We start from the raw sequence: 26,133 nt of genomic DNA, 5'->3' as shown, positions 1-26,133 counted from the left end.
AGCCTGGAGGAGGTAATCTCCCACGGTGAGACTTTTTTCCACCTTTATCGTGGCGTACTCCACGCTTCCCAGGTGGGCGTTACCGGAGACATGGATACGACAGGTTTCTCCATGGATCAGGCCCTGGATCACCAGGTTACCCTCCACCTCTATTTCGGCCTCGTCCTCCACCCCTCCCAGGATTTCCACCTCGCCCTTGGCCCAGACCTTGAATCCCCGCCGCACCGAACCGGTAACGGTAAGTTTCCTTCCGCAGAAACGCACATTTCCCGAATCCCAGTCCACATCCCCTTCCAGGGTGAACTCCGGATCCACGCATAGTTTCCCCTGTTTTTCCACCAGACATCCGTCTCTTTCGGCGATCAGAAATTCTCCCTTCTCATCCGGTCGCAGGCCCTCGCCGTAATTGAACTCCACATCCTTGGTGGGAGGAGGGGGGATCACCTCTCCCCATACGTTATGGCCGGGTTGCCCGGGTCGGGGAGGAACCCTTCGCACCACCCGGGTTCCGGCCCGCACGGAGACCACCAGGTTCATCTCCCGCAGATCCACACGATGTTTATCCACCTTCCGGGGGCCATGGGAGAGGTCCACCAAAAATTCCAGGTGCCCGTCCTGGCCGGGAATGGGAGGTTGCCCCCGGGCCACGATGGCCCGATTTTCCTGTAGCTCCGGTTTTTCCAGAACACCGGAAAGCCCCAGCTCAAGAAGTTTCCGCCGTATCTCCTCCCATTCTTCCGGCCCCGGGACTCCGCCCTCCACCCAGGCCTCCATTTCATCTCCGGAGGTTCGCAGGAGATAACGGTCGTTCAGGGGAAAGCCCTTCTTTTTGGCTTCTTCCCGCGCGCTCATGCTCGTTTCCAGGATTTTTCTTCTCCCCGCAGGAGACGCTGTAGATTGGAGCGATGTTTGACCCAGATGAGCAGGGTCATGAGCAGGGTCATCCAGAAATAGGCCGGCTCAGGCGAAAAGAGACGCACCCACAGGGGAGCCAGCAGGGACCCTAGCAGAGACCCCACGGAAACGAAACCGGAGAGAGCCACCGCGGCCACGAATACGGGCAGGGAAAGCAGGAGGGCCTTAGGACAAACCACCAGGAGCACTCCGGCCGCGCTGGCCACCCCCTTTCCTCCGCGAAAGCCGAGATATATCGGGAAGAGATGCCCCAGGAAGGCGGCCAGTCCGGTGGCTGCCACCCACCAGGGATAGCCTTCCAGATCCTTCAACCAGAACCGGGCCACCGCCACCGGAAGGATGGCCTTGCCCAGATCCAGGACCAGGGTAAGGGCCCCCCATTTTCTCCCCAGCAAGCGGGCTACGTTGGTTGCTCCGGGGTTGCCGGAACCGGCCCGGCGGGGATCGATCCCAAAGGGACGACACACCACCACGGCAAAGGGAACGGACCCCAGAAGATAGGCCCCGGCTACCAGTAAAAAAGCTTTGAGCATATAGGTCTGATTTACCAACTTTGCTCGCAAAAATCAACTTTTCAGACCGCGAAAGTCAGGACTTGGGCGAGGTTTGAAGTTTTTCCCGGATCTTCTGGCGCAGGGGAGAGTCAGAGGGAAGATATTTTAAGGCCTTGCGAAAGTGGTAAAGCGCCACCCGGGTGTCTCCCTGCAGATTGAAGTAGCGGGCGAACTGATAGTGGGCCTCGCCCTCGTGCCCCATCTGAGAAAGAAGGTAGCCGTAGTAATAATGAAAATCCGGGAAATTATCCAGTTTATGGGCCAGATCCCGGAAGATGGGCCAGGCTTTGGCCCAGAGACGTTCCTCTTGATAGGTGCGGGCCAGGATCCAGAGGGCCCAGGTATCCTTGGGATGACGGCTTAGGTAATCCTCCAGCATCTCCCGGGCCTGGGGGTAGTAGCCGGCCCGAAAATAGACCTCCGCCAGATCCAGGCGGAAATAATCCTGCTTCGGAAACTGGCGCACGGTCTGACGGAGTTCCTTTATGGCTTCCCGGAAGAAGCGGGCCCGGGCCAGGGCCATTCCCAGACCGTAATGTAACATGGGATCATCCGGGGAATATTTGAGGGCCTCCCGGTAGCGCATTACCAGAAGTCCCGGATCGTGGGTTTCCACCTTTACCCGAACCTGAATCCGGCGCAGATAGAGGGGATCCGTGGGGCGATAGCTCGCGGAGGGATGGGTACGATGGTACCTCTTGACCAGGGTTTCCAAATAGGTGATCCTTTCCGGGGGAGCGGGGTGAGTGAGAAGATAATTGGGGCCGGTTTCGGTGAGAAGCCAGCGGTGCCGGACGATCTTCTGCAGGATGGAGAGAAAGGCTCCGGGATCATACCCGGCCCGGGTCAGGTATTCGAACCCCAGACGGTCGGCTTCCTCTTCCTCGGCCCGGCTATAGGCCAGGGCCCTGGTCAGGGCCAGAGAAGTGGAGGTTACGGCCAGGGCACCTCCGGTTTTGCCCCCTCCCAGCAGGAGACCGGCCAGAGTTACCGCCCCGGTGGCCAGCTGGAGACGCTTGAGGACTTCCATCCTGCGAGCCACATGGCGGGCCTGGATATGGGCCATTTCGTGGGCCATCACTGCAGCCAGTTCGTCCTCGCGGTCCACCTCCTCGATGAGACCCGAGGTGAAGAAGATGTATCCCCCCGGTAGGGCAAAGGCATTCAGGGTGGGGTTTTTGACCACATAGAACCGGAAGGAAAAATAACGGGGCCCTACCCCGGGGATCAGACGCCGGGCGATGCTTTCCAGATAGGCGGTGACCTCCGGGTCCTCCAGGATCTCGGCCCTTTTTCGGATCTGGGCCAGGACCTTCCGCCCTATTTGGGCTTCCTCCTCCGGGGAGATGAGGGCCCGGGCCGCACCGCTCCAGGCCAGAATCAGGACCAATAAAAGGGATACGATCCTGCGCATAAAGATATTTTAAAACCAAAAAGGGGCGGGGGTTAGCCCCCGCCCCTGGAGAAGACCAGCCGGGAGATGGGCTTAGAACTCCGGAGGAGGCGAAGGAGATTTCTCCTCCTTCTTGGGTTTTTCCGCCACCATGGCCTCGGTGGTGAGGAGCAGCCCGGAAATGGAGGCCGCGTTCTGGAGAGCCGTGCGGCTGACCTTCTTGGGATCGATCACCCCCGCGGCCATAAGATCCTCGATCTCGCCCTTGGCGGCGTTGAAACCACGGGTGCCGTTTTCGGCCTTTACTTTCTCCACGATGATGGAGCCCTCAAAACCGGCGTTTTCCGCGATCTGCCGCAGGGGCTCCTCCAGGGCCCGCATGATGATCTTAACCCCCTGTTTCTCGTCGGTATCCTCAATCTCATGAAGGAGGTTTTCCAGAGCCGGCAGACAACGGATGTAGGCCGTGCCGCCACCGGCTACGATACCCTCCTCCACCGCGGCCCGGGTCGCATTGAGGGCATCCTCCACGCGGGCCTTCTTTTCCTTCATTTCGGTCTCGGTGGCCGCTCCCACATAGATTACCGCCACGCCACCCACCAGCTTGGCCAGCCGCTCCTGCAGCTTCTCCCGATCGTAATCCGAGGTGGTCTCCTCGATCTGAGCCCGGATCTGCTTGACCCGGGCCTCGATGTCTTCCTTCTTGCCCGCACCGTCGATAATGGTGGTGTGTTCCTTGGTGATCACCACCCGACGGGCCCGACCCAGATCGCTGAGCTGGGCGTTCTCCAGCTTGAGACCGAGCTCTTCGGAAATCAGGGTCCCGCCGGTGAGAATGGCGATGTCCTGGAGCATGGCCTTGCGCCGTTCACCGAAGCCCGGAGCCTTTACCGCACAGCAGTTAAGCACGCCCCGGAGTTTGTTCACCACCAGCGTGGCCAGGGCTTCGCCCTCCACATCCTCGGCGATCACCAGGAGGGGCTTCCCGGACCGGACCACCTGCTCCAGCACCGGGAGAAGATCCTTCATGGAGCTGATCTTCTTATCGTGGATCAGGATGTAAGGCTCCTCCAGCACGCATTCCATCTTGTCCGGATCGGTTACGAAATAAGGAGAGATGTATCCCCGGTCGAACTGCATTCCCTCCACCACGTCCAGATAGGTCTCCAGGCTCTTGGATTCCTCCACGGTGATCACGCCTTCCTTACCCACCTTGTCCATGGCATCGGCGATGATATTACCGATGGTGCTGTCGTTGTTGGCGGAGATGGTAGCCACCTGGGCGATCTCCTGGCGATCCTTGCAGGGTTTGGCCAGTTTCTCCAGTTCCTTGACCACCACCTCTACCGCCCGATCGATTCCCCGCTTGAGGGCCATGGGGTTGGCTCCGGCGGCCACCAGCTTGCTTCCCTCGCGAAAGATGCACTGGGCCAGCACCGTAGCCGTGGTGGTTCCGTCTCCGGCCACGTCACTGGTCTTGGAGGCCACCTCCTTGACCATCTGGGCCCCCATGTTCTCGAACTTATCCTCCAGCTCGATTTCCTTGGCTACCGTAACCCCGTCCTTGGTAATGGTGGGGGAACCGAAGGTCTTCTCGATGATGACATTCCGACCCTTGGGACCCAGGGTAACCTTGACCGCATTGGCCAGCTTGTTCACACCCGTAAGGAGCTTCTCCCGGGCCTGCACGTCGTAAATAATATCCTTCGCCGCCATAACCTCACCTCCCTATAGAGAATTTTGGAGAATTTTTAGTCTTCAATGATGGCCAGTACGTCGTCTTCACGCATGATGAGAAACTCTTCTCCCTTGATCTTTACTTCCGTACCGGCATATTTCCCGAAAAGGATCTTGTCCCCCTCCTTCACCGCCAGGGGCTGCTTCTGACCGTTGTCCAGGATTCGCCCCTCACCTACCGCGATCACCTTACCCATGACCGGCTTTTCCTTGGCCGTATCCGGGATGATAATGCCCGCTTCGGTCCTCTCTTCCTCCTCAAGGCGCTGAACCAGAATACGATCATGCAGCGGCTTGATCTTCATAGCCACCCCTCCTTCTGCCGTGAATTTTTGTTAGCACTCGTTTGTTTCGGCTGCTAATATAATCACCGGGGAAAAAGTTGCAAGGGGTCAGCGGCGGGTCAGGGCCAGGAGAACGGAGAGGAGGAGCACCCCCAGGGAACACCAGATGAAGGTGGAGAGGTTCAGGGGGAGAGCGGGAAGGGCCTGGGGTAATAGCGAGGAAACAATAGAAGGGAGGGTAAAGAAGAGAATGAAGAGCAGGGTTTCTCCCAGGAGGAAGATCTTTAAGAAGAACTCCAGTTGCCGACGGAAGATACGCCGGGCTTCCAGGCGTTTTTGTTCTTCTTCCGCCTCGTCCAACAGACGCGAAAGGCGTTCGAATTCCTTAAAGATGCGGGGAAAATCCTTCACCGGGTCCTTGCCCAGTCGATGTTCCACCCGGGTGAGGCGTTCGCCTATTTCTTTGAGTTTGTAACCCCAGTTGCGGGCTTCTCCCGGGTAGGGGTAGGAATGCCAGTATCTTCTAAGCCGGGTATAACGGGCATAATACTCGGAGAGGGAATTCTGGAGTTCCCGGATCTTGCGGTAGGTGTAACCCTTCAGTTCCAGGGCCAGCTCCGAGGCCTGGAGGGCCACCTGTTCCAGACGATAAAAGGATCCCGCATAAATCTCCTCTCTCAGGCGTCGCAGACGGTCTTCCAGGGCAGCGCGTTCCTCCTCGGAAAGGATGCCCTTGACCCGGTGAAGTTCATCCTCGGCCTCCCGGAGGGTGGAAAGGGCCTCGGCCTGCTTCCTTTCTTCCAGATCCAGCAGCTCTTTTTCCAGATCCGAGGCCATGGGTAAGAAGACCGGCTCCAGAAAGGAAAGGCCATAAAGGAGAGGATACCCCAGGTAGGCCCGGAGGGATTCCAGATGCGGGGTTTCGGCTCCCAGGAGGATGTTGGCCTTAAGACGATGAAAAGCCGCCGGGTGGAAGGAATGATCCGCCCGGCGACCGAGGGCGTAGTTCCTTTCCGCGGAGGTATAATCCCTTTTCCATTCGTGAAGGCGCCCCTTCCAGGTGAGAACCACGGCCTGAACCAGGGGAGGAAGCCCCTCCAGGGAAAGCTGGTCCAGGTAATATCGGGCCTTCTCCGGATCTTCCTCCAGGATTCCCACCTGAGCCAGCCCCAGAAGGGCCCGATAATCTTCCTCTTCCAGGGTCAGAAAACGCTGTTCCGCCTCGGAAAGATCCCCCTGAAGCAGACATTCCAGACCGATCTGGAGATTTCCTCCCTGGCCCACGACCTCCCGGGGCAAAGGAATCTGGGCAAAGTGGATTCCTTCCGTGGTCCGATAGAAGAGCACCCAGAGAAAGGAGGGCAGGAGATAAAAATAGCGGGCATAAAGGCCGTTTAATTCCGGGGCGTCCAGTTTTTGGGCTTCGATGGGTTCCGAAACCCGGGCTCCGAGATCCGGCAGACGAAGGCGGAGGTAAGAGAAGAAGGCCTCTCCCGGAACCCTCTCTTTGAGGGCCGGGCAGGCGGAGGTCCGGTGCCAGGGAAGATCGCAATAAAAGCAGGGCTCTCCTTTTCCCACCCAGAGGAGATCCCGTGCCGCAAAAAGGGTTTCCGGGGAAACGGTGGAAGGGGTCTTTACTTCGACCAGACCGTCTTTTTCCTGAAACTGCACCATAAACTCGAAGGCAGAGGTATTCGGTTCCAGTTCGCGGCGCAGGGCCGGAGAGATATAGATCCTTCCCGGTCTGGGCCAGGGAGGGGCCTTGTTTTCGGGAAAGAGGGTGAAGGGAAAGGGGGTTTCTCCCAACTGGAAGAGACGACGCAGGGAAGAGAGGGCCTTTTCCAGTTCGGGAAATTTCTCCGCTTCCAGGGTAAAGGTCTCCCCTTCTCTGGGGAGGACCCCGGAAAGGGAGCGGATGACCAGAGACCTGAAATCCGGTTCCCGTCCGGCAAAGAGGAAGGATACCAGCCGATCGTGGAAAAGCAGCCGCAGTTTCTCCTTCAAGCCCTGAGCCTCCAGAGATAAAGCCCGATCCCCAGGGTGATGGCGGTATCGGCCAGGTTGAAGGCCGGCCAGTGATGAACCCCCCAGTGCAGGTCCACAAAGTCAAAGACCGCTCCGTGCCACAATCTATCCAGGGCGTTTCCCAGGGCCCCTCCGGCCACCAGTTCCAGAGCCACTCGTCTTCCCCGGTCTTTCTCCCCCCTGCCCCACCAGAAGATGGCTCCGGCGGCAAGCAGTCCTATAAAAGACCAGAGGATTCCTCCCCACTCCCGGAAAAGACCGAAAGCCACCCCGGGGTTATGGACCTTCACCAGATTGAGGACCCCGGGCAGGAGGGTGTAGCCCGCCGGAGGGAGGATCCGGAAAAGGATCTCCTTGCTTACCAGGTCCAGGGCCGCGATGATAAGGGCCAGAAGATAGAACCCCTCAGGCCTTCGCAAAGCGTCCCTCCTCCTGGAGACGGCGCACCACCCGGGTACAGCGGGCGCAGAGTCCCGGAAATTCCGGATCCCTTCCCACCTCCTCCTTCCATTGCCAGCAACGCTGGCATTTATCCCCCGGGGCCCGGCGTACCAGAAGGGAAAGCCCCTCTACCTCCTCGCTGTGGTAAAGGACCTCCCTTTCTCCTGGTGCGGGAAGGTCCTCCACCCTTCGAAAATCAGACACCAGGGTAAAATAGGCCCACCAGTCTTCGGAAGTGAAAAACTCCTCCAGATCTTCCGAGGGGCGAACCAGGACCTGGGCCTCAAGCGGGCTGCCTATAAGTTCCGTCTCCTTGCGGGCCTTCTCCAGGGCCCGGGTGATTTCCCCCCGGAGAAGGAGCAATTTTTCCCAGCGTTTCAGGAAATCCTGTTCGGGCTCGGGCCAGCGGATTTCCGGAAAGGTGAGCAGATGCACGCTTTCGGCCTCCCGCGGAAAGGGGTAATGCCGATAAAAGTCCTCGCTGGTAAAAGAAAGGATAGGGGCCAGGAGGCGGGTTAGAGCCTCCAAGACCTCGTAGAGCACGGTCTGGGCCGCCCGCCGCAGGGGGCTTTCCGGATGTTCGCAGTAAAGTCGATCCCTGTTGATATCAATAAGGAGCGAGGAGACCTCCACCACACAGAAACGATGAATCTCTTGGACCACCAGATGAAATTCGTAATCCTCGTAAGCCCGGCGTACCCGTCGGATGAGTTGAGCCAGACGGGCCAGGATGTAGCGTTCGAATTCCGGAAGTTTTTCCCAGGGGAGATAGTGTTTTTGGGGGTCAAAATCGTAGAGGACCCCCAGGAGGTATCGTCCGGTGTTCCGGATCTTGCGGTAGGCCTCCACCAGGCGTCGCAGGATCTCCTGAGAGAGGCGTATGTCTTCACGATAATCCTCCGAAGCCACCCACAGACGCAGGATCTCAGCCCCGTGCTGATCTACAATATCCTGGGGGTGAATCACGTTTCCCAGGCTTTTGGACATCTTGCGGCCCTGTCCATCCACCACGAATCCGTGGGTGAGGACCGCCTTATAAGGGGGCACGCCCCGGGTCCCCACCGCACACAGGAGGGAACTCTGGAACCAGCCTCGATGTTGATCCGAGCCCTCCAGATAGAGATCCGCCGGGAACCCCAGTTCCGGACGCTGTTCCAGCACCGCGGCGAAGGAGACCCCGGAGTCGAACCATACGTCCAGGATATCTTCCTCCTTGCGGAACTCGGTGCCACCGCATTTCGGACAGCGGGTATCCGGGGGGAGGAGCTCCGAGGCCGGGAGTTCAAACCAGGGATCCGCTCCCTGCTCCCGGAAGATTTCCAGGACCTTCTGGTAGTATTTTTCCTCCCGCAGGATTTCTCCGCATTTCCGGCAGGTGAACACCGTGACCGGTACCCCCCAGGCCCTCTGTCGGGAGAGACACCAGTCGGGGCGTTTTTCCACCATCCCCCGGATACGCTCCCTTCCCCAGCGGGGGATCCAGCGGACCCGATCGATGGCCTCAAGGGCCTTCCCGCGCAAATCTTTGGCTTCCATGGAGATGAACCACTGTTCGGTGGCCCGAAAGATGACCGGTTTTTTGCAGCGCCAGCAATGGGGATAGCTGTGTTCTATCTCCCGGGCCAGGAGCAGACGCCCTTTCCGCTGTAAGAGCTCCACGATTTCCGGATTGGCCGAAAAGATGTTTTTACCCCCGAAGAACTCCACCTCCGGGAGGAAGTTCCCCTGGTCGTCCACCGGGGAATAGACCTCCAGACCGTAACGGAGACCGCTTTCGTAGTCTTCTTCTCCGTGTCCGGGGGCGATGTGCACACAACCGGTTCCGGCCTCAAGGGTAACATAGTCGGCCAGGATGAGACGGCTTTTCCGGGCGTAAAAGGGATGGTAGGCATGTTTGTTTTCCAGATCCCGGGCCCGGATCCGGAGCAGGATCTCCGGCAGATCCCGCCCGAGTTCCGCGCACAGGGCCGAAAGACGGCCCTCGGCCAGGAGGAGGGGTTCCTCTCCGTTCCATCGGACCACCAGGTAATCGAACTCGGGATGCAGGGCCACGGCCAGGTTGGCCGGGAGGGTCCAGGGAGTGGTGGTCCAGATGAGGATGGCTGCCGGTTCCGAAAGTCCCAGTACCGCCAGGGCATCCTCGGCCAGGGGGAATTTTACATAAATGGAAGGAGAACGGTGGGGATAATATTCCACCTCCGCCTCGGCCAGGGCGGTCAGGCAATGGGTACACCAGTACACCGGTTTCTTGCGCCGGTAAACCTGACCCGAGGAGAGAAACCGGACGAATTCCCGGGCGATGGTGGCCTCGTATTCCGGACTCATGGTGAGATAGGGATGGTCCCAGTCCCCGAGGACCCCCAGGCGCCGGAATTCCTCCTTCTGGATATGCACGAACCGTTGAGCATAGGAACGGCAGTGTCTGCGAATCTCGTTTTTGGGCAGTTCCCCCCGCCGGACTTTCAATTCCCGTTCCACGTTTATTTCTATGGGAAGACCGTGACAATCCCACCCCGGAACAAAGGGGGCCCGATAGCCCATCATCCTCCGGCTCTTGAGGATGATGTCTTTGAGGATCTTGTTTAAGGCCGTGCCCATGTGAATATGGCCGTTGGCGTAAGGAGGGCCGTCGTGAAGGATAAACACCGGGCCCTCGCGCTGTTCCAGTTTTTCGTAGAGGCGGAGATCCTCCCAGAATTTCAGGAATTCGGGTTCCCGCTGGGGGAGCTTACCCTTCATGGGAAAATCGGTGCGCGGGAGATTCAGCGTGTCCTTCCAGTCCATAGGTTATACCCTCCTTACCCGAACACTTCCCCCATACTTAACCCTTAGAATCCCGGCCTAGCAAGGAGGGGACTTAATATTCTTCGGAGGGCCACATCTCCGGAGTGAACCGGACCACCCGATTACGCCCGGCTTCCTTGGCCTTGTAGAGGGCTACGTCCGCATACTTGATGGCTTCCCAGATACCCTGGGCATCGGTGGGAAATTCGCTTACACCTATGGAAATGGTGCGCCGGATGAGCCCTTTGGGGGTTTCGAATTGATGGGTTTCCACCGCGGCCCGTAATTTCTCGGCGATCTTTTCGGACTCCCCGCTCCGGACATCCACCAAGAGGATGAGGAATTCTTCTCCTCCGAACCGCACCACCAGATCCGAGGAACGTACGTTTTTCTTCAGGATCTCGGCGGTCTCCCGCAGGACCCTGTCTCCCACGTCGTGTCCGTATTTATCGTTCACGGACTTGAAGTAATCCAGATCCGCCATGAGGATTCCCAGTACGGTTTTGCGCCGGAGAACCCCGGCCACCAGATTGTCCAGGGCCTCCTCCAGGAACCGGCGATTGTAAAGCCCGGTCAGGGGATCCTTGAGGGTCTGCTCCCGCAGGGACTGAGCGTAGCGTTTGGCCTCCAGCACCGGAACGGCCTCGGCGATGTAGCGCTCGGCGGTGCGCAGTTTTTCTTTGATGTGTTTCATCTTGCGAGTCTCCATGCCCTTGGGGAGAAAGATCTGGGCTATCCCGATACAGAGCCCGCCGCTCATAAAAGGTACGCAGTAGTGTTCACACTCCTCGGGATGGAGGAAGAGGCGGCACACCCCCGGGTACTCCAGCGAGCTTACCACGTGCCCGGTTCTCTTGGCTCGACAGAGGTTGGCATTGAAGAACTTCTCCGCGTTGACCTCTAGATCGGGCTGAGAGAGGACCACCGGACGCATGGTGTTCTGAGAATTGGAGACCTCATAGAGGGCAAAGACCGGAAGTTCCAGCTTTTCCCGGAAGACCTCGGCCAGGCGATAATAGACCTCCTCGGGATTCTGATCCTCTTCTATGGTATGTTTAAATATGGCCAGATCGGCGAAATACCGGACCAATTCGTTTACCTTTTCCGCTACCACCCCGATTTCGTCCTTGGCATAGTGTTTGACCACACATTCCTCCACGTCCTCGGCGCAGCTTTCATCCCCGTGTTTGAGGAGCCGATCCAGTTGAGCCGCGATCCGATCCAGCGGGAACTTGACCATAAACAAGAAACCCACCGCTCCCCAGATCAAAAATACAGCCAGAATAATGAAGAGAAGGATGTAAAGGTTTCCCAGGCGTCGGGAAAGACTTTCCAGTTCGCGCAGGAACCGTTCTTCCTCTTTCTGGACCCAGGAAAGGACCGTCTCCAGAGCCGCTCGAACCTCCGGGCCTTCGGGATGTTTCAGGATTTTTTGCAGGGCCTCTCGGGCTTGAGGATAGGTGACCGGACGAAGGATTCGAATGGTGAGACCGTGTTCTCCCTCGAAGGTGCCCCCTTTTAGCCCTACTCTGGCCAGTTCTCTGATTTTCTCCTGGAGGAGTAGCCTCCGGGGAGAGCCAGGGGGCAGGGCCTTTTCCTTCTGGAGAAGACGAAGCCCCTCCTGAACCAGGGTTTTATAGGAATAAAAGGGGGCCTGTTCCAGATGACGCCCGAGAAAATTTAACTTGGCAAAAAAATAAAAGGCGATCAAGCTGTTGACCAGGACACAGACCCCGATGATAAAACCGACCTTCCAGAAAAGACTCCGGTTTAGGACCCAGTTAAGAGGCCTTAAAAATTTAAAACGGAGGCATGCTGTTCCCATACCTCTGATCCTGAGTTTGGCTTTTTGAAGGTATATCCATGGCCTTCATAAAAGTCAATAACCCTGATTTTTTCGCTGACCTATGAGAAAAATTTCGCGACTCCGGCTTCGCGTGCTTTTAGGACGGAAGATACGGACCTTCTGCTGAGCGTACTCCTCGACCTCTTTGCGAAAGAGGGAGAATCGTTCTCCTTCAAAGACCTTGATCATAAAATATCCGCCGGGAAGAAGGAGCTCCCGGGCCAGCTCCAGGGCCCGTCGGGCCAGGGCCAGAGAGCGAAAATGATCTCCGGAGCGATCCCCGGTGGTCTTGGGAGCCATGTCGCTGAGGATTACCTGGAAGCCTTCCGGAGCCAGGGCCCGGAGTTCTTCGGGCTGAAGTTCAAAGACGTCCCTCTGTAGAAAAACGAAATTGGGAGCGGAGAGTTTTACCGGATTAAGATCCACCCCCACCACCAGACCCCGGGGCCCCACGATCTTCAGGGCGTATTGGCTCCAGGCTCCGGGAGCACACCCCAGATCCAGGACCCGATCTCCGGGCCGGAGAAGCCGGTATTTTTCCTGGGCTTCCCGGAGCTTATAGACCGAACGGGCCGCAAAACCCTCTTCCCGGGCCTTTCGGGTGTAGTGGTCCGCCCAGGGATTTTTGCCTTTAGCCACCGGAGAGCTCCCGGGAACGCCTGGTGGCCGCAGCCACCGCCTCCATCACCGCTCCGTGAAACCCCCTTTCCGCCAGCACCTTAAGACCGGCAATGGTGGTGCCCCCCGGGGAAGTAACCATGGCCTTGAGGGCGTAGGGATTTTCACCGGTCTCCCGCATGAGTTTGGCTGCTCCCAGAACCGTGCCCACGGCAAGCCTTTCGGCCACCTCCCGGGGAAGACCCTCTTTTACCCCTCCGTCCACCAGGGCCTCAATGAAGGCGAAGACATAGGCCGGACCGCTTCCGGAAAGACCGGTTACGGCATCAAACAGGGACTCCGGCACCCGAATTACCTCGCCCAGAAGGGAAAAGATCTGCTCGGCTAGCTCCAGATCTTCCTCCCGGGCCTCTAGCCCCCCGCAGATGGCACTTACCCCGGAAAGGACCAGGGCCGGGGTGTTGGACATTATCCGTATGATTCGGGAATATCCTCCCAGGAGATCGGCCATGCGAGCCAGGGTGAGACCGGCCACCACCGAAAGGAGAAGGGGCTTGCCTTCCTTTACCGCCTCCCGGACTTCCTTTAATACCCCCGGAGCCACCTGGGGTTTTACCGCCAGCACCACCACCGGGTTCTCCCTGACCACCTCCGGGTTGTCGAAAAGGGTCGTAACTCCGTAGGTGGTGCGAAGATAGGCCTGACGCCCTTCGGAGGGGACCGAAACCGAGATAGCCGCAGGGGATATCTTTTTCGAGGCCAGAAGCCCCCTTATCAGGGCCTCGGCCATTCGCCCCCCGCCAATAAAACCCAGCTTCAATGGATTGACCTTTTCAGACATTCAGGCTTAGCTTACCTGCCCTCCGGTTTATGGCAAGTTTTCTGCGCCCCTTGAGGGACTTAAGGCGCCGAGGGAAGCCCCCTTCTCCACCCTGGAAGACATTCTCGGACAAAAGTCCGAAATTGTCAAGGATGAACTTTTTGGATAGGACAGGGGCGGGAAGAAACCATGACCTTCGGAGAATGGGTGCGCCGAAAACGGGAGGAGGCCGGGCTTTCTATAAATCAGCTGGCCAAAAGGAGCGGACTCTCCGAAAAATATATTCGCCTTCTGGAGAGAGGGGAGCGCCATCCCAAGGTGGAAACCCTGCGAAAACTGGCCCGGGGACTGGGGGTTCCTTTTGAGGAGGTGGCTTCCGCCGCAGGGCTGGAGATTAAAAAGGTGGAGAAGGTTCCGGTGGTCCCCTGGGACTGGATCCGGAAGGGCCTGGAGGTCCGGGGAGAGGCTTTCGGGGTGGCGGATCACGTACCCGAAGGATGGGACTGGGTGGAGGTTATTCCCACCAGTCAGCGGGCCTTTGCCCTCCGGGTTCCCGACGACTCCATGGAACCCGAGTTCGCCGAGGGGGACATCGTGGTGGTGGATCCGATGCGCAAGCCCGTTCCCGGGTGTTTTGTGGTGGTGCGCCGGGGAGAGGAAGCGGTTCTGAGACAGTTTCATGTCTGTGGCGAAAAACGCTTCCTCTGCGCCCTGAATCCCCGCTACCCCGGTACGGAAATGACCGGGGACCACGAAATTATAGGTGTGGTCTGCCAGAAGATCAAAAAATATTAATCTTATCTTTCCAGTTCTATGAGTTCCAGACGATAGCTCTGGTATGAACCCAGGAAGGTGCGCTGCAGGGAGACGATGAGCCCCTCCTTAAGCACGTTTTTGCGCAACCAGTGAAGGGCGAATCCCTGCCAGTCGCTGAGGCTTTCCGTGAGGAGGACCGGATGGACTCCGTAATAAAAAAGTAGCCGCTGGCAGGTGGATTCATGAGGACTGAAGGCGTAAATCCAGACCGGCAAACGGAAACGGGCCACCTTGGTGGCGGTGGTTCCGGTATCCGTGGGGATGATCACCGCCTTTACCTTCAGGTGCTCCACCGTGGTAAAGACATCCAGGGAAAGCACGTCGTCCAGGCTGATGTTCCCTTTATGCAGGGAGGGCAGGATGTTTTCCCGAACCGGAAAGTATTTTCTTTCCTTTTCGGTGATACGGGCGATGCGGGCCATCATCCTTACCGCCTCCACCGGGTAGAGCCCGGCGGCGGTTTCCTCGGAGAGCATGAGGCCATCCGTACCGTCGAGAATGGCGTTGGCCACATCCGTAACCTCCGCCCGGGTAGGGCGCCGGTTATGGGTCATGGATTTTAGCATCTGGGTGGCGGTGATCACCACCTTTCCGGCCAGGTTGGCCTTTTCGATGAGGGTTTTCTGGACCACCGCGATCTCCTCGATGGGGATTTCCACCCCCAGGTCCCCTCGCGCGATCATGATTCCATCGGCTTCCTGCAGAATGGCGGAGAAATTTTTTACCGCCTGAGCACGTTCGATCTTGGCGATGAGGAAAGGGGAATAGCCCAGTGAACGGGCGTATTCCCGGGCCCGACGGATGTCCTCCGGACCCTCCACAAAGGAAAGACTTATAGCCTCCACTCCGTGGGCCAGGGCGAAGGCCATAAGGCGTTGATCTTCCTCGGTAAAAGGGGAAAGTCCCAGGTCTATCCCGGGAAAATTGACTCCCTTGTGCGAAAAAAGCTCTCCTCCCACCACCACCCTGGCCCGGGCCCGGCCTCCGGAAATCTCTTCCACCATCAGCTGAATAAGACCGTCGTTGAGATAAACCGAATGTCGGGGCCGCAGCACCTCCAGAAGACCCGGAAGAGGAATGGGAATGGTCCGGGGATCATCGGTTTGTTCCTGCGGTACCAGAAAGACCCGGGTGCCCTTTTTGAGTTCCAGAGGTTCCCGGGAAAGAACCCCTACCCGGATCTTGGGGCCGGGAAGATCGGCCAGGATGGCCACCCTCCTGCCTGCGGCTCGGGCCGCAGCGCGGATGGAGGCGATGTATCCTTCGTGGAGTTCGGGGGTCCCGTGGGCTAGATTGAGGCGGGCGATACTTACCCCGGCCTGGATCATGCGTTGCAGGGTTCGGGGAGAGCTCGAGGCCGGGCCTATGGTGGCCACGATCTTGGATTTAGGATAACTTTTCACCGCCCTGCCCCCTCCTTTCGACCCTTGGATCTAGCATACCCGCCTTCCCCGAGATTTCCTAGAGTTTCGGAGGCCCCGGGACCCCGCCTGAGGAATAGATGCGGAGCACCCGTCCCCGGCGATAGAAGGGTTTGATCTCGGCGATAAGCCTGAGGCCCTCGTTTCGCGGGGGAAATCCCTCCCGCGTCTCCTCCAGGATGATCCCCGGGGGATAGGGCGGGCCCTCAAGCACCGGGATGGGGCCTCCGCGGTAAAAGACAAGAAGATAGTTTTCCCGCTTCAAAAAATAGATCCGGGGATAGGAGAGATAGGGCCGGGCCCTCTTTACCGAGGAAAACCGCAGGGCGTTTCCCTGGATCTCCGCGAAAAGGGCTCCGGTGAGAAGGAGAAGGGATAGGGCAAAGGCGGCCTTTTTAAGGAGTTTTTCCCTTTCCGCAAACCATTCCGCAGCCGAGATCCCGAGGGAGACGGCGAAGAAGGGATAGAGGGAAAGGAGATACTTGCTGAACTTTGCGGCGGTAAAGCTTAGAAGAAAAAGGGGCACAAACCAGGAAAGAAGTACGAAGAGTCTCCGGGGATCCGAAAGGTGAACCCTGACGAAGGCCCTGATCCTCAGAAGAAGGAGACTTTCCGGGAGAAAGCCCAGCAGAAGGGCCCCGGCGTAGTGGTAGAAGGGGTCGCGTTTCCCGGTGGCAAGCCTTCCGAAAAGGTCTTCCCGTACGAATTCGGAAAAATCGCCCCCGCCCAGTCGGTGATAGACCGCAAGGTACCAGAGAAGGACCGGGAGCGCGGAAAGGAAGAGCCCTGCCGGATGAAGGAGCTTAAGGGCTTTACCGTCCTTTCGGATCAGGGCATAGGTAAGCGGCGGAGTAAGGGCCAGGAGGATGAAAGGGCCCTTGGTAAGAAGGCCCAGGGAGAAGGCGAGAAAGGAAAGGAAAAGGTTTTTGCGCTCCCCGGTCTCAAGGTATTTAAGGCCGAAATAAAGGTAGGAGACGAAGAAGAGGGAAAGGAGCATCTCCAGTTCCACCCGGTGGGCGAAGAAATAAAAGCGCGGGGCGGAAAGGAGAAAGAGTGCGGAAAGGAGGGCGGCAAGCCCTCCGGAAAGCTCTTCGGCCAAGCGGAAGGTGATAAGGAGCACGGTAAGCGCCGCAAGGAGGGAGGGGAGGCGCAGTACGGGTTCGCTTACTCCCAGGGGAAAGGCCAGGGCCCCCGCGATCCAGGTGTGAAGCGGGGGTTTGGTGACATAGGGGGCGCCGTTCAGGTGCGGGATGAGCCAGTGGCCGTATCTTACGGCCTCCTGCACGATCTCCGCCCGCCGGGCCTCCTGGACCGAGGTCAACGGGAGAAAGAGTGGCCCGAGATAGAGAAGGGCCAGGACCAGGATCAGGGCTCTCATTTGGGCTCCTCCGGAACCTTCTTTTCGGGGGTCCCCCAGGCCAGGAGACAGGGGACCAGGATTAAAGAGACCGGGGTGGCGCTGAGCAGGCCACCGATCAGGGTAAGGGCAAAGCCGTGAAAGAACTCGGCCCCGGCTCCCAGTCCCAGGGCCGCGGGGACCAGGGCCAGGATGGTGGTAAGGCTGGTGAGGAGGACGGGACGCAACCTGATCCGGACCGCCTCCCTTAAGGCCGCGGGAGGAGGTAGGCCCTCTTTGATCCGGCGTTGAGCAAAGTCCACAAGGACGATGGCGTTGTTTACTCCTATGCCCAGGAGGGTGATTACGCCCATGGCCACAGAGACGTTCAGGCCTTCCCCGGTGAGCCAGAGGAGGATCAGGGCCCCGGCCAGGGAAAAGGGCCCGGTAACGAGAATGATCAGCGGGATCCACCAGCTTCGGAATTCCACCCAGAGGAGTAGATAGATCAGGCTCACGGCCCCGATCAGGATCAGGGCGAGATCGCTCAGGCTCCGGCGCAGGATCCGGTATTGACCACTGACTTCCGTTCGATATCCCGGGGGAAGAGAAATTTGGCGGAGGTGTTTCTGGATCCGGCGGGCCACGCTCCAGACCGGGCCCTCCACCTCCGCCACCAGGGTGACCGCCCGCTGTCCGTTGAGACGGGTGATCTTGCCGGGGATATGGACCACCCGGATGTCCGCGATGCGGGAAAGGGGCACCGGATAGCCCTTGCTGGTGCGCACCGGGAGATTCCCGATCTCCCGCGGGGTAAGGGGACGGGGAAGGTCCAGCCGTATAAGTACCTGTATCTCCGTGCGTTCCTGCACGATCCGGGTAACCTCAAGCCCCCAGAAGGCGGCCCGCAGGGTGGCCAGGGCCTCCTGCGGTTCAACCCCCAGCCGGGCCAGGTCCGCATAGCGCAGGCGAACCACCACCTGGGGACGCTGGATCTTGAGGGGATTATACACGCTCTGGATGGCCGGATCCCTTTCCAGGAGTCTCTCCACCCGCTGGGCCAGCCGGGTGAGGGTTTTAAGATCCGGCCCGTAAAGGGTCACCCCGAAGAGGGCCGGAAGCCCGGAAAGACTCTCGTCCATCTTCTCCTGGGTGGGTTGATGATAGAGGAAGATCACCCCGGGGATGCGTCCGTAGGCCCGGCGCAATCGGTTCAGAATACGGGAGAGGCTTTCCCGACGCTCCCGGCGGGGCTTGAGTTTGATCAGGAGTTCCCCGCGGTTGACCCCTTCTATGCGACTGCTCAGGACCGGGGAACCGGCCCGGCGATAGACGCAGCTTACATCCGGGATCTCAAGAGCCAGACGGGCCAGGGTTTCCCCCAGGCGGTTGCTCTCCTGAAGGGAGGTCCCCTGCGGAAGTACATACTCGATAAGCAGAGTCCCTTCGTCCACCGGAGGAAGCCAGCGCACCGGACTCCGCAAGAGGGCCCATCCTCCGAGGAGGATCCCCAGCAGGAAGATTCCGAGCATCCGTCCGGGATGCCGGAAACCGTAATCAAGGGCCCGGGAAAGAAAGCTGTTCAGGGACGAAAGGAGGAAATGGGCCGGGGGAGATTTTCCACGCCTTCGGGGAAGGCGCCAGGCCAGCAGGGCCGGTACCAGGGAAAGGGAAAGTACCAGCGAGACCAGAAGGGCCAGGCTGATGGTGAGCCCGAAGGGCCGGAGGAAAAGTCCTATAAGCCCTCCGACCAGGGCCAGGGGGAAGAAGGCCGCCACGGTGGTGAAAGTGCCTGCGGCATCCGGGGCAGCGATCTCCAGAGCCCCTTCCAGGGCGGCCTTGGGAGGACCTTTCCCGCTTTCCCGATGGCGGAGTATGTTCTCGGTAACCACGATGGCGTCATCCACAAGCATCCCCACCGCCAGGGCCAGGGCGGAGAAGGTGATCACATTCAGGGAAAGACCCAGCATCTTAAGGAAGACCAGGGTGGCAAGCAGGGTCAGGGGGATGGTGAGGGCCACGATCAGGGTGGGGATAACCTCCCCGGTAAAGAGATAGAGCACCGCCACCGCCAGGGCCGCTCCGGAAAAGAGGTCTCCCAGGATGGTCTGGCGGGCCTCGCGAATGATCTCCGCCTGATCGTAGAACTTTTCCAGATGAACCCCCGGGGGCAAAAAGGGTCGGAATTCCTTAAGGGCCCTATCTACCTCCCGGACCACGGTCGGAGTGCTGGCTCCGGGTTGTTTGCGCACGAAAAAGGCCACCGCCGGATGGCCGTTTCCCCGGATGAGGTAATGCCTGGGAGCCACTCCCTGCGAGATACGGGCCACCGCGGTGAGGGGGACCCTTTCCCCGTCCACGCCCCGGAGATAGATATTCCGGAGGTCGGCCAGGGTCCGGAAACGGCTCTCTCCGCGGATTACATATTCCCGTCCGCCCCGGGTGAGAAATCCGGCCACGGTTCCGGATTGATATTCCCGCAGGAGGCGCGCGAGATCGAGCAACCCCAGGCCCAGCCGGGTCAACCTGTGGGGATCCACCCGGAGGATGAAGGCCGGTTCGTCCCCTCCCAGGACCTCCACGCCGGAAACCCCGGGCACCCTCATGAGACGCCCGGTGATGTCCAGCCGAACCAGCCGGCGAAGGGTTACCAGATCCCGCGGGCCGTAAACCACATATCCCGCCACCTCCTGCAGGGTGGTCCCCAGGTTTTCCAGCCGGGGCGTCACCCCCGGCGGAAGGAATTCCGCGGCCCGGGCCAGGCGGGCCTGCACCATCCCTCTGGCCTGCTCCACCGTAAGGCCCGGAGCGAATTCCACGGTGATCCGGGATACCCCCTGGATGGAAACCGAGGCCAGACGTTTGAGCCCCGGAAGCCCGCGCAATTCGTTTTCCAGGGGACGGGTAAGGAGGAGCTCCACATCTTCCGGCGAGGCCCCGGGATAGTGGGTGATGATATTGACCACCGGAAGGTTGAGCCCGGGGAAGAGATCCACCGGAAGGTGGAGGAGGGAATAGATCCCGGTAAAGACTATGCCCACCGCGGCCAGCACCACCAGCCGGGGATTCCGGATTAAATGGTCCAGTAGATCCGCAAGCATGTTCCTCAGTCCGGAAGATGGTAGGTGCGGGGGAAGTCCCGGTAAAACAGTTCGTAGGCCCCCTGCACCACCACTTTTTCGTGGGGTTTGAGGCCGGAAAGGACCTCCACCCAGTTTCCCTGGACCAGTCCCAAGCGAAGGGCCCTGCGCACGTAACCTTTCGGGGTCTTGACGAAGACCCAGGGTTTCTCGTTCCGGTCGTAGATTATGGCCTGGCGGGGAAGGGCCAGGGCCTTACGATGTTCGGCCAGGATTATCCGTCCCTTCACCGTCTCGCCGGGGGCGAGATACCGGGAGAGTTCCGGGCCTTCCAGGAAGACGATCCGCCCCCCGGCCGGGGTCTCCTCCGGGGCCACCCGGGTTACCCGGGCCGGAAGCACACGGTCCGGAAGGAGGATGCGGGCGGGTTTCCCGGAAAGCCGGAAACCCGGAGGAGGAAAGACCAGGGCCCGGATCCATACCCTTTCCGGATCCACGATCGCGGCCAGCACGGTCCCCTTTTCCACCCATTGTCCCACCGAGACCCTGCGTCGGGTAAAGACTCCGGCGATGGGGGCCCGGATGCGCAGATAGGATTCGAACAGGCGGAGCGTATTTTGGCGGGCGGAAAGCTCGCTCTTTAACCTGCCGAGGTGTTCCTCGGCGGAAAGGACCTCGGAGTAAGGGATCAGATGCGCGGAAAAACTTTTTCTCTTGAGCTTAAGGGCCTTTTCGGCCAGAAGGACCCTTCGTTGCAGGATCCTTATCTCCGTCCGCAGGCTGACGAGCCTTCTTTGCACTTCCGGCCCACCCAGGACGAAGAGGACCTCCCCGGCCTTAACCCGGCTCTCATCGGGAACGCCTATCGAGACGATCCGACCCGGCGTGAGCGCCGTTATCCTTACGCTTCTTCGGGATAATACCTCCCCCGCAAAAGGGACGGTGCGATAGAAGTCCCTTCGCACCGGGGTAGAAACTTTGATGAGAGACGGTTCGACCTTGGTCGCTTTTACGAATTTGATCAAAGATATAATCAGAAAAAATACGCAAGCGACCGAAAAGATAGTCCTCATTTTCTTAACTATTCTCTTTTAATAAGCGCCAATAAGGCCGGCAAAACCACGAGAACCAGCGGCAATTGAAGACAGAGACCAGAAATTATGGCGATGGCCAGGGGCTTCAGCATAGCTGCTCCCTGACCAATTCCGAGAGCCAGGGGCATAAGGGCCAAAATGGCAGCCACCGTGGTCATGGCCACTGCCCGCAGGCGATTTCTCCCGGCAAGGATCAAGGCCATTTTATACGGTACATGGCGCGGAAGCAAACGGTATTCGGAGAGATAGAAAATAGCTGTTTCGGTAACAATGCCCACGATCATGGTAAGCCCCATCATGGAGGAGATATTGATCTCGGTATGGGTAATCCAGAGACCTACAAAGACTCCCGCCAGAGACAAAAGGGTGGTTGCCATTACGGCGATAGCCATCCGGAAACTTTCATAGAGAAATAGGAGAAGCAGAAAGACCAGAAGCACCGCGGACACGAAAACGGCCAAAAGCCCGGCAAAGGCAATTTGTTGTTGACGGTAAAGCCCCCCGAGTTCATAATAGACCCCTTTGGGAATGAGTCCCGGACGACTAAGCACCCTCTTTACATCCCGGATGACCGATCCCATATCCCGACCGCTGATACGTCCGGTAACGGCCACCATCCTCTTTAGGTCTTCGTGCATTATCTGGGGTTGACCGGTGAGCACCTCCACCCTGGCGATACGCCTCAAAGGGAAGAGATGGCCATCGGGAGCCCGCAGGCGGAGGGCCTCGACCTTGGAGGCGGTATCTCTGAGATGGCTTGGGATCCAGACTCGAACTCCCACCATTTTGGGAGTCTTTTGGATCTGGGTGGTGACTGCGCCACCAAGGTAATAAGAGAGCATTCTGGTTACCCATTCGGGATCCACCCCTTCAAGGGCCGCTCGATCCCGGTCAACATGGATGACCAGAGCGTCGCCGGCAAGGACGATCCCATCTCTTACATCCACCACCCCGGAGATCTTTCTTATTTCTTCGGCTACTTTGGGAGCCAGTTTCCGCAAGAGAGTACCGTTATCGGAGAAAAGCTTTATCTCTATGGGCTGCGGGACAGCCGTAAGATCTCCTATGAGATCTTCCATCAACTGGGCCATCTCTATCTCAAGCCCTGGGACCCTGCGCTCGATGCGGCCTCTTATGTCCTCCATCACAGCCTCGATATCCCTCCGGGGTGGGGGCTTCAACCGGACGAAGAAATCGCCCTCGTTGGCCTCAGTAATATGGCCCCCCAGAGAGAGTCCGGTCCTCCGGGAATAGGTCTCTACGTCTGGCGTCTCTTGCAATATCATCTCGACCTGACGCAGGAGACGATCCGTTTCGGTAAGGGAGGTCCCAGAAGGAGCTCGATAATCGAGTACAAACCCTCCCTCATCCATTTTAGGCATGAAGCCAGAGCCTAACCGATGATAAGCTATCCAGCTGATACCCACCAAAATCAAAAGTACTGGAATAATGAGCCAGGGTCGAGCCATAATTCTCTTCATGAAACTCTCATATCTTTCATAGAACCGGGAAGCCCATCTCCCGGGCCTTTCCTTTTCGGCGTCTTTCTGGGTAAGCAGATGATTTGCCAGGATAGGAACCCCCAACCAGGCCACAAAAAAGGAGATCAGAAGGCTTGCGGCCATGGTAAGAGAGAGGGCCTTAAAAAAGGCCCCGGTTACCCCAGAGAGAAAGGCCAGGGGAGCAAAAATGATGGTCGTCGAGGCCGAGGAGCCGGCAAGCGGCCTAGAAAGCTCCCGAACAGCTGTGGCGATCCCAAGCTGCTGATTGGCCAGTTCTCCAAGCCTTCTTACGATATGTTCCTCCATGACGATCATGTCGTCGATGATGAGACCCACGGCCGCGGCCAGGCCTCCAAGGGTCATGATGTTGAAGCTCATGTGGAGGACGTAGAGGAGGATGATGGTAGCTGCGAGGACACTCGGAACCAAGACGGCGGCAATAAAAGTCATCTTGAGGTTCCGCAAAAACAGCCAAAGAACCAGGGCGGCAAAAAGGAGGCCTATAAGCACCGCATCCCTTACGCTCCCGGCCGCCGAGAGGATGAGCTCGCTCTGGTCATACCACTTGACAATCTTGATTCCTAGGGGAAGATGTTTGCGAAACTCAGCCAGCTTTTTCTTGACCTCCTTAGCTATCTCAACGGTATTACCCCGAGGTTGTTGATAAATTAGGAGGAGTACGGCATCGTGGCCGTCGGCTGTGACCCTGATCCATTGAGGAGCGGTACCTCGGCGCACAGTAGCAATATCGTCCAGACGAACAAGTCCATTCTTGCCGGCCCGGATGATGGTCTCTTTGATTTCTTTCAGGCTCTGAAAGCGGGTGTCCGAGATGACTAGATAGAGTTTATAGTGGTCTTCCAAACGTCCTACGGCCTTGATGACATTGGCCGCTGAAAGGGCCCTGGCAACATCGTCTATCGAAAGCCCCAAGGCATCCAGCTTGGCCGGATCGATCATGACCTCGTATTCTTCCTCCGCCCCTCCTTGGACTCCAACCTTGGCCACCCCTTTAACGGTGGAAAGCAGAGGCCGTAACTGGTAAAGGGCTAGATCCCTCAGTTCAACCAGAGAATGGGTGTCAGAGGTGAGACTATAGGCCAAAACTGGAAAGACGGTGGGGTCCATGCGCCTTACGGTGAAAGAAGTTCCCCGGGGGAGGCGGGGAAGGACCTGGTTTATGGCCGATTCTACCTGAAGCATGGCCGCCACCATGTCTTCTCCCCAATCGAAGTTGATGGAGATATCGGCGCTGCCTCGGCTGGTAGTTGAACGGATGCTTCGTACTCCAGGAACAGACCTGATGGCCTCCTCCACCGGGAGGGTCACCTCAATGGCCATGCGTTCCGCGGGTCGGTCACCGGCCTCTAGTTTCACCTCCACGCGGGGAAAATCCACGTGGGGGAAGAGGGCCACCGGGAGTCTAAAACTGGCAGCCAGTCCTCCTAGAGCCAATATAGCAATCAAAAAGAGAATCGAACGGCGGTGGCTTTGTATCCACTCAACCACATTCACTCTATTTTCTCCGTCCGAACGGCTATTCCGTCTTCAAGTTCATAGTTCCCAAGGATGACCACCAAATCTCCGGGATGGAGATCCTGGCTGATAACCTCCACCTGAGATTCGGTTTCCAGACCTATCTTGACCGTGTGTTTCCGGGCTCGACCATCCTTGATGGTAAAAAGGACATAATGATCTCCTTCTGGAAGAACCGCAGAACGAGGAACAAGGAGAGCTTCTTTAGCAGCAACGATTATCTCGCCCCGGACATACTCATTAAGAAGTAGGTCTTTGTGAGAGACAGGGACTACAAAGACGTTCACCAGCCGAGTTGAAGGATTCACCGAGCGGGAGACGGCCCGGATAATGCCTTCTATGGCAGACTTAGCCGGTCTGTTAACCGGGAAGAGTCTTACTTTTTCTCCGGGTTTCAGGCGAGAAACATCCTCTGGTTCGACTCCTAGTCTGACTTCAAGGGCCCCTCCGGTTACGATCTCTAGCAAAGGGCCTCCTGCCGGGACGATGGCTCCTTCCTGAACATAAACCTTGCCGACGATCCCGTCTTGCGAGGCCTTGAGGGTCTTGGTCTTTCCGAGTCCCCTCTTCTTGAGACTTTCAAGCCTAAGTCTGGCCTCCTGAAAGGCCTGTTCCGCCTGAAGCAGTTCCTGATTGGTGGCCAATTTAAGAGCCTTTTTCTTTTTGACCTGAGTTAGTTTCTTTTTGGCCATCTTGTAGGCCGTTTGGGCCACCTCAAGCTTCAAAAGGCTATCTGGACTTGGAGCGAGCTCAAGCAAGGGGGTTCCGGGGCTAATCTCTTCGCCTTCACTCACAAAAATATGCCTTACCTGGCTTTCAAAGGGTATCGAGATAATCTCCACCGCTCCTGGAGCGGGGATGACCGTTCCGTAAGCTACTTCAGTCTCGAAGATCTTTCCCTTTCTTACTCGAGCAACCTTTACGGCGACCGTCTTTTTAAAAAATGTTTGGGGATAGCGGTTATCGTTTTTAGAACCCGGAGAGGAGTAACCGGTTAAATGCCAGAAGATGGCCCCTATAAGAGGGACCAGGATTAGGATAGCTAACCTTTTTTTGTTTATCCCGAATCTATCTTTCATTTACTTCATATCTCCTTTGGGATTAACAATTCCCAACGTCTTGCACCTCATCGGAAGGTAAACCCCGGAGGCGATCTCCAGGGCCACCCCGAGGTCGCTTTGTGTCTGCCTGAGCCTAAGAAGTTCGAGACGTTTGAGCAAAAGTTCGTTTTGCAGCCGGTAGTAACCAAGAAGGTCGGCATTTCCCTGATGGAGGGCCTCCTTGTAAATGACAAGCAATCTTTCGAGGGCTGCTACGGCCTCCTCGGAAGCAGCGATCTTCCGGCGCACAAAGGCCATTTTTTCAAGGATTTCTGCCACCTCGGCTCGGGCGGAAAAGAGTCTCGCCAGGTATTCGTCGTAGAGCTTCTTGCGGGTGGCTTCCTCCAGGGCAATGTGGGCCTGGCCCCGGTCAAAGAAGGGAAGCTCTATGGAGACCGCCAATCCGGTGGTGATCACGTCTCCGGTATCCTTGGCCCGAATAAGACCGATTCCTATTTTGGGAAACTGGGAAAGCACCGCGGCCCGAAGACGTTCGTCCTGGGCCTGATAGCTCATCTTTAAGGCCAGGAGATCGAGTCTCCTTTCCGCAAGTCCGGAAAGAAGCTTCTCTCTTTTGATGGGTGGGGGCCAGGAGAGGAGCCGGACATCCTTTTGAATCTTCAGGTAAGTGCTCGGAGGAAAACCGAGAATGCGGTTTAGCGTAAGCCTTTCCCGGGCCCTTTCCTCTCTCGCGGTTTCAAGGTCAAGCCTTATCTTCTGGTAGGCGGCCCTGGCAGCGGCCAGATCAAGAGCCGTCTTTTCTCCAAGGGAGACGGCCCTTTCGACCAAGGCAAGGTTCCTCTTTAGCTCCCGTTCGGCCTCTCGTAAAAG

The 26,133-nt window shown here is 58.1% G+C and carries 19 protein-coding genes; 1 reads left to right on the top strand and 18 read right to left on the bottom strand.

Translation table 11 applies throughout. From position 1 onward, the window contains the following. From F8J34_RS04745 to proC, 11 genes are all read right to left on the bottom strand, one after another. Nucleotides 1-852, bottom strand: an 852-nt coding sequence (locus F8J34_RS04745; RefSeq protein ID WP_297056860.1) for a FapA family protein, incomplete at its 3' end; no start/stop codon positions are given. After that, a complete protein-coding gene (gene plsY, locus F8J34_RS04740; RefSeq protein ID WP_363315421.1) occupies nt 849-1,448 on the bottom strand; it encodes a glycerol-3-phosphate 1-O-acyltransferase PlsY in 600 nt (199 codons plus the stop codon). The genes plsY and F8J34_RS04745, both read right to left, overlap by 4 nt. A gap of 55 nt (nt 1,449-1,503) precedes the next feature. Further along, nucleotides 1,504-2,883 (bottom strand): M48 family metallopeptidase, encoded by a 1,380-nt coding sequence (locus F8J34_RS04735; RefSeq protein ID WP_297056858.1) that lies wholly within the window; start codon nt 2,881-2,883, stop codon nt 1,504-1,506. Nucleotides 2,884-2,955: 72 nt separating this feature from the next. Then, nucleotides 2,956-4,578, bottom strand: coding sequence for a chaperonin GroEL (gene groL / locus F8J34_RS04730; RefSeq protein WP_297056857.1), 1,623 nt, complete (start codon nt 4,576-4,578; stop codon nt 2,956-2,958). Nucleotides 4,579-4,613: 35 nt separating this feature from the next. Continuing rightward, the gene (groES, locus tag F8J34_RS04725; RefSeq protein ID WP_297056856.1) at nt 4,614-4,904 is read right to left on the bottom strand and encodes a co-chaperone GroES; all 291 of its coding nucleotides are present in this window, start codon (nt 4,902-4,904) and stop codon (nt 4,614-4,616) included. A gap of 87 nt (nt 4,905-4,991) precedes the next feature. Continuing rightward, nucleotides 4,992-6,887, bottom strand: a complete 1,896-nt coding sequence (locus F8J34_RS04720; protein WP_297056855.1) for a hypothetical protein — start codon at nt 6,885-6,887, stop codon at nt 4,992-4,994. Beyond that, the gene (gene lspA, locus F8J34_RS04715; RefSeq protein WP_297056854.1) at nt 6,884-7,327 is read right to left on the bottom strand and encodes a signal peptidase II; all 444 of its coding nucleotides are present in this window, start codon (nt 7,325-7,327) and stop codon (nt 6,884-6,886) included. The genes F8J34_RS04720 and lspA overlap by 4 nt, the downstream gene beginning before the upstream one ends. Further along, nucleotides 7,314-10,133 carry an isoleucine--tRNA ligase gene (gene ileS, locus F8J34_RS04710; RefSeq protein ID WP_297056853.1) on the bottom strand — a complete coding sequence of 940 codons (2,820 nt, stop codon included), beginning with the start codon at nt 10,131-10,133 and terminating at the stop codon, nt 7,314-7,316. Before ileS ends, lspA begins: the two co-directional genes overlap by 14 nt. A gap of 73 nt (nt 10,134-10,206) precedes the next feature. Next, nucleotides 10,207-11,958 (bottom strand): GGDEF domain-containing protein, encoded by a 1,752-nt coding sequence (locus F8J34_RS04705; RefSeq protein ID WP_297056852.1) that lies wholly within the window; start codon nt 11,956-11,958, stop codon nt 10,207-10,209. Nucleotides 11,959-12,012: 54 nt separating this feature from the next. Then, the gene (locus tag F8J34_RS04700) at nt 12,013-12,618 is read right to left on the bottom strand and encodes an RlmE family RNA methyltransferase (RefSeq protein ID WP_297056851.1); all 606 of its coding nucleotides are present in this window, start codon (nt 12,616-12,618) and stop codon (nt 12,013-12,015) included. After that, a complete protein-coding gene (proC, locus tag F8J34_RS04695; protein WP_297056850.1) occupies nt 12,611-13,438 on the bottom strand; it encodes a pyrroline-5-carboxylate reductase in 828 nt (275 codons plus the stop codon). The genes F8J34_RS04700 and proC overlap by 8 nt, the downstream gene beginning before the upstream one ends. A 168-nt stretch (nt 13,439-13,606) precedes the next feature. Here proC and F8J34_RS04690 point away from each other — a divergent pair, with 168 nt between their 5' ends. Beyond that, nucleotides 13,607-14,212, top strand: a complete 606-nt coding sequence (locus F8J34_RS04690) for an XRE family transcriptional regulator (RefSeq protein ID WP_297056849.1) — start codon at nt 13,607-13,609, stop codon at nt 14,210-14,212. Nucleotides 14,213-14,214: 2 nt separating this feature from the next. On the opposite strand, the gene pyk is transcribed toward F8J34_RS04690, so the two are convergent. The 7 genes from pyk to F8J34_RS04655 all read right to left on the bottom strand — a co-directional run. Then, complete coding sequence (gene pyk / locus F8J34_RS04685; protein ID WP_297056848.1) at nt 14,215-15,636, bottom strand: pyruvate kinase; 1,422 nt, start codon at nt 15,634-15,636, stop codon at nt 14,215-14,217. A gap of 58 nt (nt 15,637-15,694) precedes the next feature. Further along, the gene (locus F8J34_RS04680; protein WP_297056847.1) at nt 15,695-17,032 is read right to left on the bottom strand and encodes a glycosyltransferase family 39 protein; all 1,338 of its coding nucleotides are present in this window, start codon (nt 17,030-17,032) and stop codon (nt 15,695-15,697) included. Beyond that, on the bottom strand, nt 17,029-20,091 hold the full coding sequence (locus tag F8J34_RS04675; protein WP_297056846.1) for an efflux RND transporter permease subunit: 3,063 nt from the start codon (nt 20,089-20,091) through the stop codon (nt 17,029-17,031). The genes F8J34_RS04680 and F8J34_RS04675 overlap by 4 nt, the downstream gene beginning before the upstream one ends. A gap of 5 nt (nt 20,092-20,096) precedes the next feature. Beyond that, nucleotides 20,097-21,095 carry an efflux RND transporter periplasmic adaptor subunit gene (locus tag F8J34_RS04670; RefSeq protein ID WP_297056845.1) on the bottom strand — a complete coding sequence of 333 codons (999 nt, stop codon included), beginning with the start codon at nt 21,093-21,095 and terminating at the stop codon, nt 20,097-20,099. A gap of 56 nt (nt 21,096-21,151) precedes the next feature. Continuing rightward, entirely contained in the window at nt 21,152-24,181 is a 3,030-nt protein-coding gene (locus tag F8J34_RS04665) for an efflux RND transporter permease subunit (RefSeq protein ID WP_363315420.1), read from the bottom strand. Next, complete coding sequence (locus F8J34_RS04660) at nt 24,178-25,281, bottom strand: efflux RND transporter periplasmic adaptor subunit (RefSeq protein ID WP_297056844.1); 1,104 nt, start codon at nt 25,279-25,281, stop codon at nt 24,178-24,180. Before F8J34_RS04660 ends, F8J34_RS04665 begins: the two co-directional genes overlap by 4 nt. Continuing rightward, nucleotides 25,282-26,133, bottom strand: an 852-nt coding sequence (locus F8J34_RS04655) for a TolC family protein (protein WP_297056843.1), incomplete at its 5' end; no start/stop codon positions are given.

Source organism: Thermosulfurimonas sp. (genome assembly GCF_015491435.1).
Lineage (GTDB): Bacteria > Desulfobacterota > Thermodesulfobacteria > Thermodesulfobacteriales > Thermodesulfobacteriaceae > Thermosulfurimonas_A.
The sequence above is the reverse complement of the archived record's forward strand: the minus strand, read 5'-3'. Positions and strand labels throughout refer to the sequence as shown.

What these genes read in the sequence shown, in the direction of transcription:
- plsY (WP_363315421.1), bottom strand. Translation starts at nt 1,448, where the DNA reads ATGCTCAAAGCTTTTTTACTGGTAGCCGGGGCCTATCTTCTGGGGTCC.
- F8J34_RS04735 (WP_297056858.1), bottom strand. Translation starts at nt 2,883, where the DNA reads ATGCGCAGGATCGTATCCCTTTTATTGGTCCTGATTCTGGCCTGGAGC.
- groL (WP_297056857.1), bottom strand. Translation starts at nt 4,578, where the DNA reads ATGGCGGCGAAGGATATTATTTACGACGTGCAGGCCCGGGAGAAGCTC.
- groES (WP_297056856.1), bottom strand. Translation starts at nt 4,904, where the DNA reads ATGAAGATCAAGCCGCTGCATGATCGTATTCTGGTTCAGCGCCTTGAG.
- ileS (WP_297056853.1), bottom strand. Translation starts at nt 10,133, where the DNA reads ATGGACTGGAAGGACACGCTGAATCTCCCGCGCACCGATTTTCCCATG.
- F8J34_RS04705 (WP_297056852.1), bottom strand. Translation starts at nt 11,958, where the DNA reads ATGGGAACAGCATGCCTCCGTTTTAAATTTTTAAGGCCTCTTAACTGG.
- proC (WP_297056850.1), bottom strand. Translation starts at nt 13,438, where the DNA reads ATGTCTGAAAAGGTCAATCCATTGAAGCTGGGTTTTATTGGCGGGGGG.
- F8J34_RS04690 (WP_297056849.1), top strand. Translation starts at nt 13,607, where the DNA reads ATGACCTTCGGAGAATGGGTGCGCCGAAAACGGGAGGAGGCCGGGCTT.
- F8J34_RS04680 (WP_297056847.1), bottom strand. Translation starts at nt 17,032, where the DNA reads ATGAGAGCCCTGATCCTGGTCCTGGCCCTTCTCTATCTCGGGCCACTC.
- F8J34_RS04675 (WP_297056846.1), bottom strand. Translation starts at nt 20,091, where the DNA reads ATGCTTGCGGATCTACTGGACCATTTAATCCGGAATCCCCGGCTGGTG.
- F8J34_RS04660 (WP_297056844.1), bottom strand. Translation starts at nt 25,281, where the DNA reads ATGAAAGATAGATTCGGGATAAACAAAAAAAGGTTAGCTATCCTAATC.